Source organism: Mycobacterium sp. E2479 (assembly GCF_001667925.1).
Taxonomy (GTDB): Bacteria; Actinomycetota; Actinomycetes; order Mycobacteriales; family Mycobacteriaceae; genus Mycobacterium.
Genome location: NZ_LZJR01000051.1, coordinates 1 through 18,202 on the forward strand (window position 1 = coordinate 1; position 18,202 = coordinate 18,202).

Sequence of the window (18,202 nt, forward strand, 5' to 3'; positions counted from 1 at the left end):
GTGGCCGGCGGGCTGATGATCGTCGGCATCACCGGATCTTCGGGAAAGACCTCGACCAAGGACCTGGTGGCCGCCGTGCTGGCACCGCTCGGTGAGGTGGTGGCCCCGCCCGGGTCGTTCAACAACGAACTGGGGCACCCGTGGACGGTGCTGCGCGCGACGGCGGACACCGACTACCTGGTTCTCGAGATGTCGGCCCGCCATCCCGGAAACATCGCCGCGCTCGCAGAAATCGCCACGCCCTGCATCGGGGTGGTCCTCAACGTCGGCACAGCGCACCTGGGTGAGTTCGGCTCACGCGAAGCCATCGCCCAGACGAAATCCGAACTGCCGCAGTCTGTTCCGGCTTCCGGCGTGGTGATCCTGAACGCCGATGATCCGGCCGTGGCGGCCATGGCGAACGTGACCGCCGCCCGCGTGGTCCGGGTCAGCCGTGCCGAGCACACCGACGCCGGCCCCAGCGACATGTGGGCCGGGCCGGTGTCACTCGACGAGCTGGCCAGGCCGCGGTTCACGCTGCACCGGCGCGACACGTCCGGGGTGGCGCAGGTGTCCGTGCAACTCGGCGTCTACGGCGATCACCAGGTGGACAACGCGCTGTGCGCCGCCGCGGTGGCGCTGGAATGCGGCGCCGACCTCGAACAGGTGGCGGCCGCACTCGCCGGCGCGGGCCCCGTGTCGCGGCACCGCATGCAGGTCACCACTCGCGCCGACGGGGTTACCGTGATCGACGACGCTTACAACGCCAACCCCGATTCCATGCGGGCCGGGTTGCAGGCGCTGGCCTGGATCGCCCACGGCGGGGGCGAAGGCGGTGCGCATAGCCCCGCCGAAAAGCGCAGGAGCTGGGCCGTGCTCGGCGAGATGGCCGAGCTCGGTGAGGACGCGATAGTCGAGCACGATCGCATCGGCCGGCTCGCCGTGCGCTTAGATGTGTCTCGACTCGTTGTCGTGGGAAGTGGGAGGTCGATGAGCGCCATGCACCACGGAGCGGTCATGGAGGGTTCCTGGGGCGCAGCCGACAAAGGGGCCGTCAACGTCCCCGACAGCGACGCCGCCCTGGCGTTACTGCGGGCCGAGGTGCAACCCGGCGACGTCGTCCTGGTCAAGGCGTCCAACTCGGCGGGGCTCGGTGCGCTGGCCGACGCCTTGGCACGTGATGATCGCGAGGGCGGCGAAGCCGGGCGAAGCGGGTCGTCACCATCAGAGCGTGATGATCGCGAGGGCGGCGAAGCCGGGCGAAGCGGGTCGTCACCATCAGAAGAGGGCGGGGCGCGCGCATGAGGCAGATCCTCATCGCCGTCGCCATCGCGCTGACCGTGTCAATCCTGCTGACCCCGGCACTGATCCGGTTGTTCACCCGGCAGGGATTCGGCCACCACACCCGCGAGGACGGGCCGCCGACCCACCACGCCAAACGGGGCACCCCGTCGATGGGCGGCGTGGCGATTCTGGCCGGCATCTGGGCGGGCTACCTGGGCACGCACCTGGCCGGGATGGCCTTCGACGGGGAAGGCGTCACCGTGTCGGGCCTGTTGGTGCTCGGCCTGGCCACCGTGCTCGGCGGCGTCGGATTCCTCGACGACCTGATCAAGATCCGCAGGTCGCGCAATCTCGGGTTGAACAAGACGGCCAAGACCGTCGGACAGGTTGCCGCCGCGGTGCTCTTCGGGGTGCTGGCGCTGCAGTTCCGCAGTAACAGCGGCCTGACACCGGCCAGCGCGGACCTGTCCTATGTGCGCGAGATTGCCACCGTCACCCTGGCACCTGGCCTGTTCGTGTTGTTCTGTGTGGTCGTCGTGAGCGCCTGGTCCAACGCGGTCAACTTCACCGACGGCCTGGACGGGCTGGCCGCCGGGAGCATGGCGATGGTCACTGCCGCCTACGTGTTGATCACCTTCTGGCAGTACCGCAACGCCTGCGTCACCGCCCCCGGGCTGGGCTGCTACAACGTGCGCGATCCGCTGGACCTGGCGCTGGTCGCGGCCGCCACCGCGGGCGCCTGCATCGGCTTTTTGTGGTGGAACGCCGCGCCGGCCAAGATCTTCATGGGCGACACCGGGTCACTGGCCCTGGGCGGCATCATCGCCGGCATCTCGGTGACCAGCCGCACGGAGATCCTCGCCGTCGTGCTGGGTTCGCTGTTCGTCGCCGAGGTCAGCTCGGTTGTGTTGCAGATCTTGACTTTTCGCACCACCGGACGACGCGTGTTCCGGATGGCACCCTTTCACCACCATTTCGAGCTGGCCGGCTGGGCCGAGACCACGGTCATCATCCGCTTCTGGCTGCTCACCGCGATCGCCTGCGGCCTGGGCGTTGCCCTCTTCTACGGTGAGTGGCTGGGCGCGATCGGTGCCTGATGAGCCCTCTTGAGGCCCCCCTAGACCCCTTGACGCCCGGCGCGCCGGTGCTGGTGGCCGGCGGCGGGGTGACGGGCAAGGCCGTGCTGGCGGCGCTGAGGAGATTCGGGGCCGCACCGACGCTGTGCGACGACGACCCGGACAGGCTGCGCGGCTACGCCGACGCGGGAGCGGCGACCGCGTCCACGTCTACGGCCATCGAGCAGATCTCGCGCTATGCCCTGGTGGTCGCCAGCCCCGGCTTCGCGCCCACCGCACCGCTGCTGGTCGCCGCGGCGGCGGCCGGGGTGCCGATCTGGGGTGACGTGGAGTTGGCCTGGCGGCTCGACGCGGCGGGCCACTACGGGGCGCCACGCCGCTGGCTGGTGGTGACCGGGACGAACGGCAAGACGACCACCACGGCGATGCTGCACGCCATGCTGACCGCCGGCGGCCGCCGCAGCCTGCTGTGCGGCAACATCGGCGACCCGGTGCTCGACGTCTTGGAAGAACCGGCCGAGCTGCTGGCGGTCGAGCTGTCCAGTTTCCAATTGCATTGGGCCCCTTCGCTCAAACCCGAGGCCGGTGTGGTGCTCAACATCGCCGAAGACCACCTGGACTGGCATGGCAGCCTCGCGGCCTACGCCGCAGCGAAGGCGCGGGTGCTCGACGGCCGGGTGGCGGTGGTGGGCCTGGACGACGGCCGGGCGGCGGCGCTGCTGGACACCGCCCGGGCACCGGTGCGGGTCGGCTTCCGATTGGGCGAACCGGCGGCGGGGGAGCTGGGCGTGCGCGACGGCCGTCTGGTCGACCGCGCCTTCGCCGACGACCTGGCCTTGCTGCCGGTTGACTCCATCCCGGTGCCCGGGCCGGTCGGAGTGCTCGACACGCTGGCCGCCGCGGCGCTGGCCCGCTGCGTCGACGTGCCGGCCGAGGCGATCGCGGCCGCGATCGCCTCCTTCCGGGTGGGCCCGCACCGGGCCGAAGTCGTCGCCGTCGCCGACGGCATCGCCTACGTCGACGACTCCAAGGCCACCAACCCCCATGCCGCCGAGGCGTCCGTGCTGGCCTATCCACGCGTCGTCTGGATCGCCGGCGGTCTGCTCAAGGGTGCGTCGGTCGACGCCGAGGTCGCCAGGATGTCGTCGCACCTGGTCGGGGCGGTGCTTATCGGCCGAGATCGGCAACAGGTTGCACACGCGTTATCGCGACACGCGCCGGATGTCCCCGTCCTGCAGGTTGTGACAGGCGAGGATGCTGATATGGATGCGACTGCTGTGGTTTTTGAGGCAGATGTGACAGAAGTGCAACAGTCGGGCCACGACTTGGCCACGGCGGTGATGAACGCGGCGGTGGCCGCGGCACGTACCCTGGCCAAGCCCGGTGACACCGTCCTGCTGGCGCCCGCCGGCGCATCGTTCGACCAATTCGCGGGTTACGCCGATCGTGGCGACGCATTCGCGTCCGCCGTGCGCGCGGCGCTGCGGTAGGGCGGGGCGTGGGTAACGCACTGACCCGGTTGCTTGGCCGGGGCAAAGACACCACCGAGATCGCCGCGGCCGAGCCCGGACCGGTCGACGACGCCACGGACGACACCGCGGAAGCCGATGGCAAAAAGGCCGCCAAGCCGCAAAAGGCCAAGAAAGACAAGACCCCCGCCAAAGATGGCGGTTCGCACGGCCGGTTCGGCGCCTGGCTGGGCCGGCCCATGACGTCGTTTCACCTGATCATCGCTGTGGCCGGGTTGCTGACCACGCTGGGCCTGATCATGGTGCTGTCGGCGTCGGGCGTGCGGTCCTACGACGCCGACGGGTCGGCCTGGGTGATCTTCGGCAAGCAGGTGCTGTGGACCGTGATCGGCCTCGTCGCCTGCTACGCCTCGCTGCGGATGTCCGTGCGGTTCATCCGTCGCGTCGCGTTCACCGGCTACGTCGTCACCGTCATCCTGCTGGTGCTGGTGCTCGTTCCCGGAATCGGCAACCTGGCCAACGGATCTCGTAAGTGGTTCGTGGTCGCGGGATTCTCGATGCAGCCGTCCGAGCTGGCCAAAATCGCTTTCGCGATATGGGGCGCCCACATGCTGGCCGCCCGTCGTCTCGAGCGGGGCAGTCTGCGCGAACTGCTGATCCCGCTGGTGCCGGCGGCGGTGATCGCGCTGGCCCTGATCGTGGCACAGCCCGACCTGGGGCAGACCGTATCGCTGGGCATCATCCTGCTGGCTTTGCTGTGGTACGCGGGACTGCCGCTGCGCGTCTTCGTCACCTCATTGCTGGCGGTCTTCGTGGCCGGCGCCGTCCTGGCCATGTCGGCCGGGTACCGATCGGAGCGGGTGCGGTCCTGGATCAATCCCGAAAACGACCCGCAGGACACCGGCTACCAGGCCCGACAGGCCAAATTCGCGCTGGCGCACGGCGGTGTCTTCGGCGATGGCCTGGGCCAGGGCGTGGCCAAATGGAATTACCTGCCCAACGCCCACAACGACTTCATCTTCGCGATCATCGGCGAAGAGCTCGGTTTCGTCGGTGCGTTCGCGCTGCTGGTGCTGTTCGGCCTGTTCGCCTACACGGGGATGCGGATAGCCCGCCGCTCGGCCGACCCATTCCTGCGGCTGCTGACCGCCACCACGACCATGTGGGTGCTGGGCCAGGCGTTCATCAACATCGGCTACGTGATCGGCATCCTCCCGGTCACCGGTATTCAGCTGCCGCTCATTTCTGCCGGTGGAACCTCCACCGCGGCAACACTTTTCATGATCGGCATCATGGCCAACGCGGCTCGTCACGAACCCGAGGCGGTGGCCGCGCTGCGCGCCGGCCGCGACGACAAGATGAACCGGATCCTGCGGCTGCCGCTGCCCGAGCCGTACTCGCCCACGCGCCTGGAATCCTCCCGCGATCGCAAGCGCGCTCGTCCGAAGTCACCGGAAACGTCGCGTAAGGCGGCTGGCACGCCCGGGCGCAAGACTCCCCGCAAGACCGAACCGCCGCCGCGGCCGGCGCCAGCGCGAACGGCCGGTCGGCCGGCTCGCCAGACTGGCGGCAGCGCCCGATCACGGGCGAGGCATCATGGATCTGGCCAACGCCGCGTCAGTCAGGCGGCCGGCCAGCGTCAACCACGACGCGCTCGCGCACTGGAAGGTCAGCGTTACGGGTGAACAACACGGTCGACAAGCAGACCGGCGGGCGGGGGGGAAACCCTTTGCCCGCCGGTGCCGCGTTGTCGCCTTTTAAGCCTCTCAAGCCACTGTCGGTGGTGCTCGCCGGTGGTGGAACCGCCGGCCATGTCGAGCCGGCAATGGCCGTCGCCGACGCGCTGAGCGCTCTCGATCCCCAGGTCAGGATCACCGCGCTGGGCACCGCCCGGGGGCTGGAGACCCGGTTGGTCCCCGAACGCGGCTACGACCTCGAGCTGATCACTCCGGTGCCGCTGCCGCGCAAACCCAGTGGCGACCTGGCCCGGCTGCCGTCGCGGGTGTGGCGGGCGGTCCGGGAAACCCGTGCCGTGCTCAGCGCGGTCGACGCCGACGTGGTGATCGGTTTCGGTGGGTACGTGGCGCTGCCGGCCTATCTCGCCGCGCGCGGTGTCTCGTCGCGCAAGCGCCGGGTCCCGGTGGTGATTCACGAAGCCAATGCCAGCGCCGGGCTGGCCAACCGGGTCGGCGCCCGCACCGCCGAGCGGGTGCTCTCCGCGGTGGCCGATTGCGGGTTGCCGGGCGCCGAGGTGGTCGGGATGCCGGTGCGCGAGGCCATCACCTCATTGGACCGCGCGGCGCTGCGCGACGAGGCGCGCCGCTACTTCGGTTTCGCCGACGACGCCCGGGTGTTGCTGGTGTTCGGCGGCTCGCAGGGCGCGGTCTCGCTGAACCGGGCGGTCTCCGGGGCGGCCGCCGAGCTGGCCGCCGCCCGCGTGGCCGTCCTGCATGCGCACGGCCCCAAGAACACGCTCGACCTGCGCGCACCCCAGCCGGGAGACCCGCCGTACGTGGCGGTTCCCTACCTCGACCGGATGGACCTCGCCTATTCGGCCGCCGACCTGGTGATCTGCCGGTCCGGTGCGATGACGGTCGCAGAGGTCTCCGCGGTGGGATTGCCGGCCATCTACGTGCCCCTACCGATCGGCAACGGCGAGCAGCGGCTCAACGCCCTGCCGGTGGTCAACGCCGGCGGCGGCATGATCGTTGCCGACGCCGACCTGACGCCCGAGCTGGTCGCCCGCGAAGTAGCGCGGTTGACGGGCGACCCGGCGCGGCTGGCGGCCATGACCACCGCCGCCGCGCGAGTGGGACATCCCGATGCGGCGCGCCAGGTCGCCCAGGCGGCACTGGACATCGCCAGGCACGCGCGGCTCGGCCGCTCGGCGGCCGGAGGGAAGCCGTGAGCACCGACCAGCTGCCGCCCGAGCTACAGCGGGTGCACATGGTCGGCATCGGGGGAGCCGGCATGTCGGGCATCGCCCGCATCCTGCTCGACCGCGGCGGCCTGGTATCCGGCTCGGATGCCAAGGAGTCCCGCGGCATTCACGCGCTGCGCGCCCGGGGCGCGCAGATCAACATCGGGCACGACGCGGCCTCGCTTGATCTCTTGCCCGGCGGCGCCACCGCGGTCATCACGACGCACGCCGCGATCCCGAAAACCAACCCCGAGCTCGTCGAGGCCCGCCGGCGCGGCATCCCGGTGATCCTGCGGCCCGCGGTACTGGCCAAGCTGATGAACGGGCGCACCACCCTGATGGTCACCGGCACCCATGGCAAGACGACGACGACGTCGATGTTGATCGTGGCGCTGCAGCACTGTGGGCGTGACCCGTCCTTCGCGGTCGGTGGCGAGATGGGGGAGGCAGGCACCAACGCCCACCACGGCAGCGGCGACTGCTTCGTGGCGGAGGCCGACGAAAGTGACGGCTCGCTGCTGGAATACACGCCCAACGTCGCGGTGGTCACCAACATCGAGACCGACCACTTGGACTTCTACGGCAGCGCCGACGCCTACGTCGCCGTGTTCGACGCCTTCGTGGAGCGACTGGCCCCGGGCGGGGCGCTGGTGGTGTGCGTCGACGACCCGGGGGCGGCCGAGTTGGCACGGCGCACGGCCGAGCTGGGCATCCGGGTCCTGCGATATGGATCCGCGGGTTCCGGCGACGAACTGGTCGCGACATTGGCATCGTGGCAACAGCAGGGCACCGAAGCCGTCGCGCAGATTCGGCTGGCCCCCGAGCTGGACCCGGAGCAGCATCCGCGGGTGATGCGGTTGTCCGTGCCCGGCCGTCACATGGCGCTCAACGCGATGGGCGCGCTAGTGGCGGCGATCGAGATCGGCGCCCCGGTCGACGCGGTGCTGGACGGCCTGGCCGGCTTCGAGGGCGTGCGCCGCCGATTCGAATTGGTCGGTGGTGCGGCCTCGGTGCGGGTGTTCGACGACTACGCCCACCACCCCACGGAGATCACCGCCACGCTGGCGGCGGTCCGCACCCTGCTCGAGCAGAGCGGTGACGGCCGCAGCATCGCGGTGTTTCAGCCCCATTTGTATTCGCGGACAAAGGCTTTTGCCGAGGAGTTCGGGCGCGCGCTGAATGCGGCGGACGAGGTTTTCGTTCTCGACGTCTACGGAGCCCGCGAACAACCGCTGGCCGGCGTCAGCGGGGCCAGCGTCGCAGAGCACGTCAGTGCGCCGGTGCGCTATCTCCCGCACTTCTCCGCGGCCGCCGAGCAGGTCGCCGCCGTCGCCGGGCCCGGTGACGTGATCGTCACCATGGGAGCCGGCGATGTGACGCTGTTGGGGCCCGAGATCGTCACGGCTCTGCGCGTGCGGGCCAATCGCAGCGCCCCCGGGGCGTTGCGATGACGCAACCGGACGACCCCGTCCCGGCCAACCTGGTTGGCGAACAAGCCGGAGCCCAGCCTGCTGGCGACAACCCGGTCACCGAGCCGCTCGTCACCGGAACCAGCGAGGGCCAGCCGGACCGCGCGGCTGACGATCACGAGGCGGCACAGGCCGAGGTAGAGGGGCCACGCCGACGCGCCCGCCGGGAGCGGGCCGAACGCCGCGCCGCCCAGGCCCGCGCCAGGGCCATCGAAGACGCGCGCCGCGAGGCGAAGCGCCGGGCCAGCGGACGGCTGGCCACTGAACCCAAACCCGTTGCACGGGGCGTCGTTCGGGGCCTCAAGATGCTGCTGGCAACCGTCCTGCTGGTGATCGTCGGCGTCGGGCTGGCGTTGATCCTCTATTTCACGCCCGCGATGGCGGCCCGCAACATCGTGGTCGTCGGCACCGGGGTGGTGACCCGCGAAGAGGTCCTGGATGCGGCGCGGGTGCGGCCCGGAACGCCGTTGCTGCAGATCAACACCAGCCAGGTGGCAGACCGGGTGGCCGCGATCCGGCGGGTGGCCAGCGCGCGGGTGCAGCGCCAGTATCCGTCGGCGCTGCGGATCACCATCGTCGAGCGAGTCCCGGTGGCCGTCAAGGACTTTCCCGACGGTCCGCATCTTTTCGACCGGGACGGAGTCGACTTCGCTACGGCGCCGCCGCCACCGGCGCTGCCGTATTTAGATGTCGCCGATCCGGGCCCGGACGATCCGGCCACCAAGGCGGCCCTGCAGGTGCTCACCGCGTTGCGTCCCGAGGTCGAGGGCCAGGTCGGCCACGTCGCCGCGCCGTCGGTCGCCTCGATCACGCTGACGCTGGGCGATGGCCGGGTGGTGATCTGGGGTACCACCGACCGCACCGACGAGAAGGCCGAAAAGCTGGCCGCGCTGCTGACCCAGCCCGGCAAGGTCTACGACGTGTCCAGCCCGGACCTGCCGACGGTCAAGTAGCGATCTTCATCACGTCGGCGCGCTCGGTGTTCGGGGACCAGCGCGCACGCCGCCCGCCACGCCAAAATTGCCCAAAATTTGCGGGACGCGTGTCGGCGCGCCTGCGGGGTTAGGGCGCGCCGTGCCCATACCGTTCTGGTTGCGCGGAACTACTTGACATAACTCTAACTCTATGGTTGAGGTTGAGGGTTTGCCAGGGAGGACCGCGAACGTCCGGAGGAGCCCACCGCCGGGAGAGCTGAGCCAAGCCCATCAGGGAGGAAGACGAATGATGACCCCCCCGCATAACTACCTGGCCGTCATCAAGGTCGTGGGTATCGGTGGCGGCGGCGTCAACGCCGTCAACCGGATGATCGAACAAGGCCTCAAAGGCGTGGAGTTCATCGCGATCAACACCGACGCGCAGGCGCTGTTGATGAGCGATGCCGACGTCAAACTCGACGTCGGGCGCGAATCCACGCGTGGCCTGGGGGCCGGGGCGGACCCGGAAGTCGGCCGCAAGGCCGCCGAGGACGCCAAGGATGAGATCGAAGAGCTGCTCCGGGGCGCTGACATGGTCTTCGTCACCGCCGGTGAGGGCGGTGGGACCGGGACCGGCGGGGCGCCCGTCGTCGCCAGCATCGCGCGCAAGCTGGGCGCGTTGACGGTGGGTGTGGTCACCCGGCCGTTCTCCTTCGAAGGCAAGCGGCGCGGAAACCAGGCCGAGAGCGGCATAGCGGCGCTGCGCGAGAGTTGCGACACCCTGATCGTGATTCCCAACGACCGGCTGCTGCAGATGGGCGACGCCGCGGTGTCGCTGATGGACGCCTTCCGCAGCGCCGACGAGGTGCTGCTCAACGGCGTTCAGGGCATCACCGACTTGATCACCACTCCGGGCCTGATCAACGTGGACTTCGCCGACGTCAAGGGCATCATGTCGGGCGCGGGTACGGCCCTGATGGGTATTGGTTCCGCCCGCGGCGAGGGCCGTTCGCTCAAGGCCGCCGAGATCGCCATCAATTCGCCACTGCTGGAAGCCTCGATGGAAGGCGCCCATGGCGTGCTGATGTCGATCGCCGGCGGCAGCGACCTGGGCTTGTTCGAGATCAACGAGGCGGCCTCGCTGGTGCAGGACGCCGCCCATCAGGACGCCAACATCATCTTCGGCACCGTGATCGACGATTCGCTGGGCGATGAGGTGCGCGTCACGGTCATCGCCGCGGGCTTCGATGCCACCGGCGCCGGGCGTAAGCCCGTGATCGGCGGCAGCGATAAGGAGGAAAAGACCGGCGGTGCCCACCGGATCGAGTCGGCGAGGGCGGGCAAGCTCACCTCGACCCTGTTCGAACCGGTCGACGCGGTAAGCGTGCCGGTCCACACCAACGGATCGACGTTGAATATTGGCGGCGATGACGATGACGTCGACGTGCCGCCGTTCATGCGCCGCTGAGGGTCTCAATTTGCTTGCCAGCGCGCGACGAACCGGCCGCGGCCGGATGGCGCTGCCCCCTGGCAGGCACACCGCTCCGGATACTGGTCACGTGAGCGTTCGCATCAGGCGGGTCACGACGACCCGCGCCGGTGGTGTCTCGAAGCCACCCTTCGACACCTTCAACCTTGGCGACCACGTCGGGGACGACCCGGCGGCGGTGGCCGAGAACCGGGCCCGGCTGGCCGCCACCGTCGGCCTGCGCCCCGGCCGAATGGTGTGGATGAACCAGGTCCACGGCGATCGGGTAGCGGTGGTCGACGGCGCGCGCGACACTGCGGTCGAGGACACCGACGCGCTGGTGACCCGCACGGCGCGGCTAGCGCTGGCGGTGGTCACCGCTGACTGCGTTCCGCTGTTGATGGCCGATGCGCGTGCCGGCGTGGCCGCGGCCGTGCACGCTGGCCGGGTCGGTGCGCAGCTCGGGGTGGTGGTCCGGACGGTGGAGGCGATGCAGGAGCTCGGCGCGCAGCCTCGAGACATCTCGGTGCTGCTGGGCCCGGCGGTCAGCGGCCGCAATTACGAAGTGCCCGCGGCAATGGCCGACGAGGTCGAGGAGACATTGCCGGGCAGCCGTACCACTACCGCCGCGGGAACTCCCGGACTCGACCTGCGGTCCGGAATCGCTTGCCAGCTAAGAGATCTGGGTGTGACGGCAATCGACATCGATCCACGGTGCACGGTGGAGGACCCGGCGTTGTTCAGTCATAGGCGGGATGCGCCGACCGGCCGACTGGCCTCACTGGTCTGGATGGAGTGACCGCAATGGCGGTAGGCACACCGGCCCCTGCGAGTCGAAGCGACCGCGACTCGGAATTGACCCGCGCATTGGCATCGGTGCGCTCGCGCCTTGCGGCGGCAGCGGAGGCGGCGGGCCGCAATGTCGGTGAAATCGAAGTTTTACCGATTGCCAAATACTTTCCAGCAACCGATGTTGTGACTTTGTCCCGTTTGGGTTGCCGTGCCGTCGGCGAATCGCGGGACCAGGAAGCGAGCGCAAAAGTGGCCGAAGTCACCCGATTGTTGGCTGCGTCGCCGCACGGGTGTGCGGGAAATCTACGCTGGCACATGGTGGGTCATATCCAGCGGAATAAGGCCAAATCTGTGGCGCGCTGGGCGCACACCGCTCACTCGGTCGACAGCGTGCAGCTGGTGAGTGCGCTCGACAACGGTGTCGCGGCCGCACTGTCGGAGGGCAGCCGCACCGCCCCGATGCGGATCTACGTTCAGGTCAGCCTCGACGGCGACGAGTCTCGCGGCGGCGTCGATATATCGCGACCGGACGCCGTCGACCGGGTGTGCGACCAGGTCGCGGACTCAAAGAACCTCGACCTGGTCGGGTTGATGGGGATTCCGCCGCTGGACTCGGATCCCGCCGAGGCATTTGAGCGGCTCCAATCCGAGCATCACCGGGTCCTCGAGTCGCATCGCGACGCGGTCGGGTTGTCCGCGGGCATGTCGAATGACTTCGAAATTGCCGTAAAACACGGTTCGACATGTGTGCGTGTCGGTACCGCGCTATTGGGCCCGCGGCGGTTACCGTCACCGTAAGTAGTCACTGTAGTAACAGCTTTATCACTGACACCAGTACTCCCAGGGGTTAGAAGGGTCAACGCAATGAGCACACTGCACAAAGTCAAGGCCTATTTCGGTATGGCCCCGATGGACGACTACGAGGACGAGTATTACGACGACCACGCCCCGTCCCGCGGTTTCCCGCGCCCCCGATTTGACGACGGATACGGTCGCTACGAGCAAGACGACTACGACGATCCGCGCCGTGAGCCCGCCGACTATCCGCCGCCCGCCGGTTACCGCGGCGGCTACGGGGACGAACCTCGTTACGGCGCCGTCCATCCCCGCGAGTTCGACCGGGGCGAGCGGGGCGGCCCGCGCTTCGGGTCTTGGTTGCGCAATTCCACCCGCGGCGCGCTGGCGATGGACCCGCGCCGGATGGCGATGATGTTCGAAGAGGGCCACCCGCTGTCGAAGATCACCACCCTGCGGCCCAAGGACTACAGCGAGGCCCGCACCATCGGTGAGCGTTTCCGCGACGGCACCCCGGTCATCATGGACCTGGTGTCGATGGACAACGCCGATGCCAAGCGACTCGTGGACTTCGCTGCCGGCCTGGCCTTCGCGCTGCGCGGTTCCTTCGACAAGGTCGCGACCAAGGTGTTCCTGCTGTCGCCCGCGGACGTGGACGTGTCCCCGGAGGAGCGCCGCCGGATCGCTGAAACCGGCTTCTACGCTTACCAATAGCCACTTTCGTCGCCCCCTTCACAGCGCTCGCGGGTTGGTCGGCCAGCTCGAAGAGCCACGTGAGATAAGGCCTCTTACCCGGAGTCGGTACGCTGGCAGGCGCCGCGCTGGTCCGCGGCGCTTGGCAGTGCTGGGCATCTCACAGGTAAGGTCGGGGCACTTCAGTTGGTGTTGTTCTTTCAGATCCTTGGGTTTGCGCTATTCATCTTCTGGCTGCTGCTCATCGCTCGGGTCGTCGTTGAGTTCATCCGCTCGTTCAGCCGGGACTGGCATCCGACGGGGATCACCGTCGTGGTGCTAGAGATCATCCTGTCGATCACGGATCCGCCGGTGAAACTGCTCCGCAGGCTGATTCCCCAGCTCACCATCGGTGCGGTCCGCTTCGACCTGTCGATCATGGTGCTGTTGCTCGTGGCGTTCATCGGCATGCAGCTCGCGTTCAGCGCCGCTTCGCCGAGCTGATTTCCGGCCCGCGGCATGAGCCCATCGCCCGCGGCGACGATTCGGCCACGTTTTGACGTCGGTTTGGTACCCGCGATTTAAAATTTCTAAGGTTTCGGATTTTATTGGCCTCAAAGTTTGAAATTGGCCCTTATTTATTGGGCTAATCAGCAACGGTCGCGTCTGCTGTGACAGGATGGACGGCAGTTGCACTACGGCTACCACTGCGTTCTACACTTTCCAGAACGTTTGACAGGAACTTGAGGGGACGAAACAATGCCGCTTACACCAGCCGACGTCCACAATGTGGCGTTCAGTAAGCCACCGATCGGCAAGCGGGGCTACAACGAAGACGAGGTGGATGCCTTCCTCGATCTGGTGGAAGCCGAGCTGACGCGGCTCATAGAGGAGAACAGCGATCTGCGCCAGCGGATCGAAGAGCTGGACAACGAGCTGGCCTCCGGGGGTGGCTCGGCCACTACGACCGCCGCCGCCGCACCCACCCAGGCGATTCCCGTCCCCGAACCGGAACCGGTCAAGCCGACGCCGGCCGCCGCCCCGGCCGCCGCGGCCAACAACGAGGAACAGGCCATGAAGGCCGCTCGGGTGCTGACGCTGGCACAGGACACCGCCGACCGCCTGACCAACACGGCCAGGACCGAGTCGGAAAAGATGCTGGCCGACGCCCGCGCCAATGCCGATCAGATTCTCAGCGAGGCCCGCAGCACCGCCGAGGCGACGGTGACCGAGGCCCGCCAGCGCGCCGACGCCATGCTCGCGGATGCGCAGACCCGCTCCGAGGCCCAGCTGCGTCAGGCCCAGGAGAAGGCCGACGCCCTGCAGGCCGACGCCGAGCGCAAGCACTCCGAAATCATGGGCACCATCAACCAGCAGCGCACCGTTCTGGAGGGCCGCCTCGAGCAGCTCCGGACGTTCGAGCGCGAATACCGCACCCGGCTCAAGACATACCTGGAGTCTCAGCTCGAAGAGCTCGGGCAGCGTGGATCCGCGGCACCCGTGGACTCCAGCGCGGACGCGGGCAGCTTCGACCAGTTCAACCGGGGTAGCAACTAACCCTTTTCGGACATGCCGGTCACTTGCCGAGCTTCGGGTTGGCACACTAGGTCATGAAACCGCGGTCCCAATCGTTGCTTGGAGGGTGACTGATGCTCATCATCGCGCTGGTATTGGCGCTTATCGGGCTCGTCGCGTTGGTCTTCGCGGTCGTCACGAGCAACGAGCTGGTGGCCTGGGTCTGCATCGCCGCGAGCGTGTTGGGCGTGGTGCTGCTGATCCTCGACGCCCTGCGCGAGCGCCAGCGGCGTGACGCGGGGGGCGATGAAGCCCAGGCTGCCGACGAGGCAACGGCCGGCGACGAGGCCCAGGCCGACGAGGACGACTACGTCGACTACCCCGAAGAAGTCCCGGCAGAACGCGAACCGGCGACGACCGGGGAGACCGCGCAGACCGAGGAGTCCAAGGTCGCGGCCGAGGGTGGCGGCGACGAGCCCGCCAAGTAGTTCTTGTCACCGCCCGCCGGGGCGGCGCGGTGCTCAGCCGGTCAGCAAGTCGGCGTGGCCAGCAGTTCGCGGACCTCGTCGTCACTGATTTGATGGAAGTCGTCGTAGACCTGCCCCACCGCTTCGAATCCGGGCGGGGTGATCGTACACACCACGTCGTCGGCCTCCTGCGCGAGCTCGCGGCAAGTCGACTCCGGTCCCACCGGAACGGCGACCACGATTGATTTCGGGCCGGCGGCTCGGACGGCGCGCACTGCGGCGAGCATGCTTGCGCCCGTTGCGATTCCGTCGTCGACCAGGATGACGATCCGGTCGCGCAGGTCGGCGGTCGGGCGACCGCCCCGGTAGGCGTGTTCGCGCCGGACCAGCTCGGCTGTCTCGCTGTCGATCACTTCACGCACCTGCTCGTCGGTGACGTGCAGGCTGGCCAACACGTCCGCATTCATCACCACGCCACCACCGCTGGCCAAAGCGCCCATCGCCAATTCCGACCACTGCGGCACCCCGAGCTTGCGGACCAGGAAAACGTCGAGCGGCGCCCCGAGAGCCGCTGCCACCTCCCAGGCAACCGGTACCCCGCCGCGGGCCAGCCCAAATACCAGCACGTCGCCGCGGCCGCGATACGCGGCCAGCCCCCGGGCCAGCGCGCGTCCAGCCTCGCGTCGGTCGACGAACGTTTTCGGTGATGTCCGCCGGACAAAGCCACTCGATCGGTTCATTCGTTCACGCTCCCGGCTACTGGGCCTCAGTCCAGGCTACGTGCGTCACCGCGGCCGCGGTGGCAGAGTTCGGGTTGGTTGGCTGCAGGATCTAGGCACGACCGAGGGGATCCGCGAGATGAGACGGCGTTACGGCACCTATACGGCGTACAGCATCGGTTGCGCGCTCGTCTGGGCGGTCATCTTGGTGGTGGTTTCGACGGCGGGCGATACCGCCAGCCGGCATACGTTTTTGCTGGTGTGTGGCGGGTGGGCGATCGGGTGGCTGTCGGCGACGATCGCGAGGGGCGTCTACCCGCCGCCGAAGCGGCATATCCGGCAATGAAGTACAGGGTGTGATCGCGGCTTCGCCGCTCAACACACTCCATCGGCTCGGAAATGAACGCAAGCGTCCATTTCGCTCACCTCAGTCGTGTGTCCGAGGGGGGACTTGAACCCCCACGCCCATTAGTAGGGCACTAGCACCTCAAGCTAGCGCGTCTGCCATTCCGCCACTCGGACAAGGCCAAACCAGCATGGGCTGGCAGCTAAGGCTATCGGATCGCGCGCCGCGAACCCAATCCAGCTCCTCGAGACGTCTCGATGATCGGGATCGAGCCGTCCAGCCGCGGCGATGGTAGGAAAGGTGGTTGTGACCATTCAGAGCGGGGCGACCGAGGTGCCAACCAACCCGAGCGACGACGTGGTCGAGGTGGTCAGCAAGCTGATCCGGTTCGACACTACGAACACCGGCGAACCGGAGACGACCAAAGGCGAAGCCGACTGCGCGCAGTGGATCGCCGAGCAGCTCGCCGAGGTCGGTTACGCGCCGCAGTATGCCGAATCCGGCGCGCCGGGACGAGGCAACGTGTTCGTCCGCCTGCCGGGTGCCGACCGATCGCGCGGCGCATTGCTGATCCACGGGCATCTCGACGTGGTCCCGGCCGAGCCGACCGAATGGAGCGTTCATCCGTTCTCCGGTGCGATAAAAGACGGCTTCGTCTGGGGGCGCGGCGCGATCGACATGAAGGACATGGTGGGCATGATGATCGTGGTGGCCCGCCAGTTGAAGCGCTCGGGCATCGTGCCGCCGCGCGACCTGGTCTTCGCGTTCATCGCCGACGAGGAACACGGCGGGACCTACGGAGCCCAATGGCTGGTGGACAACCGACCGGAGCTCTTCACCGGCGTCACCGAGGCAATCGGCGAGGTGGGTGGCTTCTCACTGACGGTGCCCCGCCGCGACGGGGGAGAACGCCGGCTTTACCTCATCGAGACGGCCGAAAAGGGGCTGTCGTGGATGAAGCTCACCGCCCGGGGTCCGGCCGGACACGGCTCGATGGTGCACGACCAGAACGCCGTCACCGCCGTCGCCGAGGCCGTCGTCCGGCTGGGCCGCCACCAGTTTCCGCTCGTGGTCACCGACACGGTCGCACAATTTCTCGCCGCCGTCAGCGAGGAGACCGGGCTGACCTTCGACACCGAGTCGGGCGACCTGCGCGGCGTGATCGAAAAGCTGGGCCCGATGGCCCGCATGCTCAAGGCGGTGCTGCACGACACCGCGAACCCCACCATGCTCAAGGCCGGATACAAGGCCAACGTCGTACCGGCCATCGCCGAGGCGGTGGTTGACTGCCGCATCCTTCCGGGGCGCAAGGCGGCGTTCGAGGCCGAGATCGACGAGCTGCTCGGGCCGGACGTGACGCGCGAGTGGATCAAGGATTTCTCGTCGTATGAGACCAGCTTCGACGGCGACCTGGTCGATGCGATGAACGAGGCCGTGCTGGCTCACGACCCCGACGCACGTACCGTGCCGTATATGCTTTCCGGTGGTACCGACGCGAAATCGTTCGCGCGCTTGGGTATTCGCTGTTTCGGGTTCAGCCCGCTGCGGTTGCCGCCGGATCTCGATTTCACCGCCCTGTTCCACGGCGTCGATGAGCGGGTACCCATCGATGCGCTGCGGTTCGGCACCGACGTGCTGGCCCACTTCCTGACCCACTGCTAGATCACCCACTGCTAGATCACCCACTGCTAGATCCCAAACGCACGCCGATCACACGAGAGGACCGCCATGAGCACTGCTCCTGACCCGTACGCATCGTTGCCGAAGCTGCCTACCTTCACGCTGACCTCGGAATCGGTTACCGACGGTCAGCCGCTGGCCAATCCGCAGGTCAGCGGAATCATGGGCGCGGGCGGTGAAGACGTCAGCCCCCAGCTGAGCTGGTCTGGATTCCCGGACGAGACCCGCAGCTTCGCGGTCACCGTCTATGACCCCGACGCCCCGACGGCCTCCGGGTTCTGGCACTGGGCCGTGGCCAACCTGCCGGCCGACGTGACCGAGCTACCCGCGGGCGCCGGCGACGGCAGCAATCTGCCCGGGGATGCGCTGACACTGGTGAACGACGCCGGGCAGCGCCGCTACATCGGGGCCGCGCCGCCGCCTGGCCACGGCCCGCACCGGTACTACATCGCCGTGCACGCCGTGGACACCGAAAAGCTGGACCTGCCGGAGGACGCCAGCCCGGCCTTCCTCGGCTTCAACCTGTTCCAGCACGCCATCGCGCGGGCCGTCATCCACGGCACCTACGAGCAGAAGTAGGGCAGACGGCTCGGCCTCGACGGGGCGCCCGCGCGAGGGGATGTCCCGCCCCAGGGGG

General features: G+C 68.3%; 17 protein-coding genes, 1 tRNA gene and 1 pseudogene. 17 read left to right on the top strand and 2 right to left on the bottom strand.

Annotated elements, in window-relative coordinates:
* From murF to A5686_RS05915, 14 genes are all read left to right on the top strand, one after another.
* Positions 1-1,284, top strand: a 1,284-nt coding sequence (gene murF / locus A5686_RS05850) for a UDP-N-acetylmuramoyl-tripeptide--D-alanyl-D-alanine ligase (protein WP_067932039.1), incomplete at its 5' end; no start/stop codon positions are given.
* Entirely contained in the window at positions 1,281-2,360 is a 1,080-nt protein-coding gene (mraY, locus tag A5686_RS05855) for a phospho-N-acetylmuramoyl-pentapeptide-transferase (protein WP_067932041.1), read from the top strand. The genes murF and mraY, both read left to right, overlap by 4 nt.
* The gene (murD, locus tag A5686_RS05860) at positions 2,360-3,829 is read left to right on the top strand and encodes a UDP-N-acetylmuramoyl-L-alanine--D-glutamate ligase (protein WP_067932043.1); all 1,470 of its coding nucleotides are present in this window, start codon (positions 2,360-2,362) and stop codon (positions 3,827-3,829) included. Before mraY ends, murD begins: the two co-directional genes overlap by 1 nt.
* 8 nt (positions 3,830-3,837) lie before the next feature.
* Positions 3,838-5,493 (top strand): putative lipid II flippase FtsW, encoded by a 1,656-nt coding sequence (gene ftsW / locus A5686_RS05865; protein WP_067932045.1) that lies wholly within the window; start codon positions 3,838-3,840, stop codon positions 5,491-5,493.
* Positions 5,490-6,716, top strand: a complete 1,227-nt coding sequence (gene murG, locus A5686_RS05870) for an undecaprenyldiphospho-muramoylpentapeptide beta-N-acetylglucosaminyltransferase (RefSeq protein ID WP_067932047.1) — start codon at positions 5,490-5,492, stop codon at positions 6,714-6,716. Before ftsW ends, murG begins: the two co-directional genes overlap by 4 nt.
* On the top strand, positions 6,713-8,179 hold the full coding sequence (gene murC, locus A5686_RS05875) for a UDP-N-acetylmuramate--L-alanine ligase (protein WP_067932048.1): 1,467 nt from the start codon (positions 6,713-6,715) through the stop codon (positions 8,177-8,179). Before murG ends, murC begins: the two co-directional genes overlap by 4 nt.
* Positions 8,176-9,150, top strand: coding sequence for a cell division protein FtsQ/DivIB (locus A5686_RS05880; RefSeq protein WP_067932049.1), 975 nt, complete (start codon positions 8,176-8,178; stop codon positions 9,148-9,150). The genes murC and A5686_RS05880 overlap by 4 nt, the downstream gene beginning before the upstream one ends.
* Before the next feature lie 271 nt (positions 9,151-9,421).
* Positions 9,422-10,579, top strand: coding sequence for a cell division protein FtsZ (ftsZ, locus tag A5686_RS05885; RefSeq protein WP_067932104.1), 1,158 nt, complete (start codon positions 9,422-9,424; stop codon positions 10,577-10,579).
* Positions 10,580-10,670: 91 nt separating this feature from the next.
* Positions 10,671-11,378, top strand: a complete 708-nt coding sequence (gene pgeF, locus A5686_RS05890; RefSeq protein WP_067932051.1) for a peptidoglycan editing factor PgeF — start codon at positions 10,671-10,673, stop codon at positions 11,376-11,378.
* A gap of 5 nt (positions 11,379-11,383) precedes the next feature.
* The gene (locus tag A5686_RS05895; RefSeq protein WP_067932053.1) at positions 11,384-12,169 is read left to right on the top strand and encodes a YggS family pyridoxal phosphate-dependent enzyme; all 786 of its coding nucleotides are present in this window, start codon (positions 11,384-11,386) and stop codon (positions 12,167-12,169) included.
* A gap of 66 nt (positions 12,170-12,235) precedes the next feature.
* The gene (locus A5686_RS05900; protein WP_007770769.1) at positions 12,236-12,880 is read left to right on the top strand and encodes a cell division protein SepF; all 645 of its coding nucleotides are present in this window, start codon (positions 12,236-12,238) and stop codon (positions 12,878-12,880) included.
* A 165-nt stretch (positions 12,881-13,045) separates the two neighbouring features.
* Positions 13,046-13,342: a YggT family protein gene (locus tag A5686_RS05905; protein WP_067932055.1), complete on the top strand. Its 297-nt coding sequence runs from the start codon at positions 13,046-13,048 to the stop codon at positions 13,340-13,342.
* A 255-nt stretch (positions 13,343-13,597) separates the two neighbouring features.
* Positions 13,598-14,395, top strand: coding sequence for a DivIVA domain-containing protein (locus tag A5686_RS05910; RefSeq protein ID WP_067932060.1), 798 nt, complete (start codon positions 13,598-13,600; stop codon positions 14,393-14,395).
* A 92-nt stretch (positions 14,396-14,487) separates the two neighbouring features.
* A complete protein-coding gene (locus tag A5686_RS05915; RefSeq protein ID WP_067932061.1) occupies positions 14,488-14,841 on the top strand; it encodes a hypothetical protein in 354 nt (117 codons plus the stop codon).
* A gap of 41 nt (positions 14,842-14,882) precedes the next feature.
* Here A5686_RS05915 and A5686_RS05920 read toward each other — a convergent pair.
* Positions 14,883-15,560 (bottom strand): annotated as a pseudogene (locus A5686_RS05920) (phosphoribosyltransferase); the annotation flags it as partial.
* A gap of 118 nt (positions 15,561-15,678) precedes the next feature.
* Here A5686_RS05920 and A5686_RS05925 point away from each other — a divergent pair.
* Positions 15,679-15,885: a hypothetical protein gene (locus A5686_RS05925; protein WP_067932064.1), complete on the top strand. Its 207-nt coding sequence runs from the start codon at positions 15,679-15,681 to the stop codon at positions 15,883-15,885.
* Positions 15,886-15,975: 90 nt separating this feature from the next.
* Here A5686_RS05925 and A5686_RS05930 read toward each other — a convergent pair.
* Positions 15,976-16,061 (bottom strand) — tRNA-Leu (locus tag A5686_RS05930).
* 112 nt (positions 16,062-16,173) lie between these two features.
* On the opposite strand from A5686_RS05930, the gene A5686_RS05935 reads away from it, so the two are divergent.
* Complete coding sequence (locus A5686_RS05935; RefSeq protein WP_369829680.1) at positions 16,174-17,547, top strand: M20/M25/M40 family metallo-hydrolase; 1,374 nt, start codon at positions 16,174-16,176, stop codon at positions 17,545-17,547.
* Positions 17,548-17,613: 66 nt separating this feature from the next.
* Entirely contained in the window at positions 17,614-18,144 is a 531-nt protein-coding gene (locus A5686_RS05940; protein ID WP_067932066.1) for a YbhB/YbcL family Raf kinase inhibitor-like protein, read from the top strand.
* Positions 18,145-18,202 lie beyond the last annotated feature (58 nt).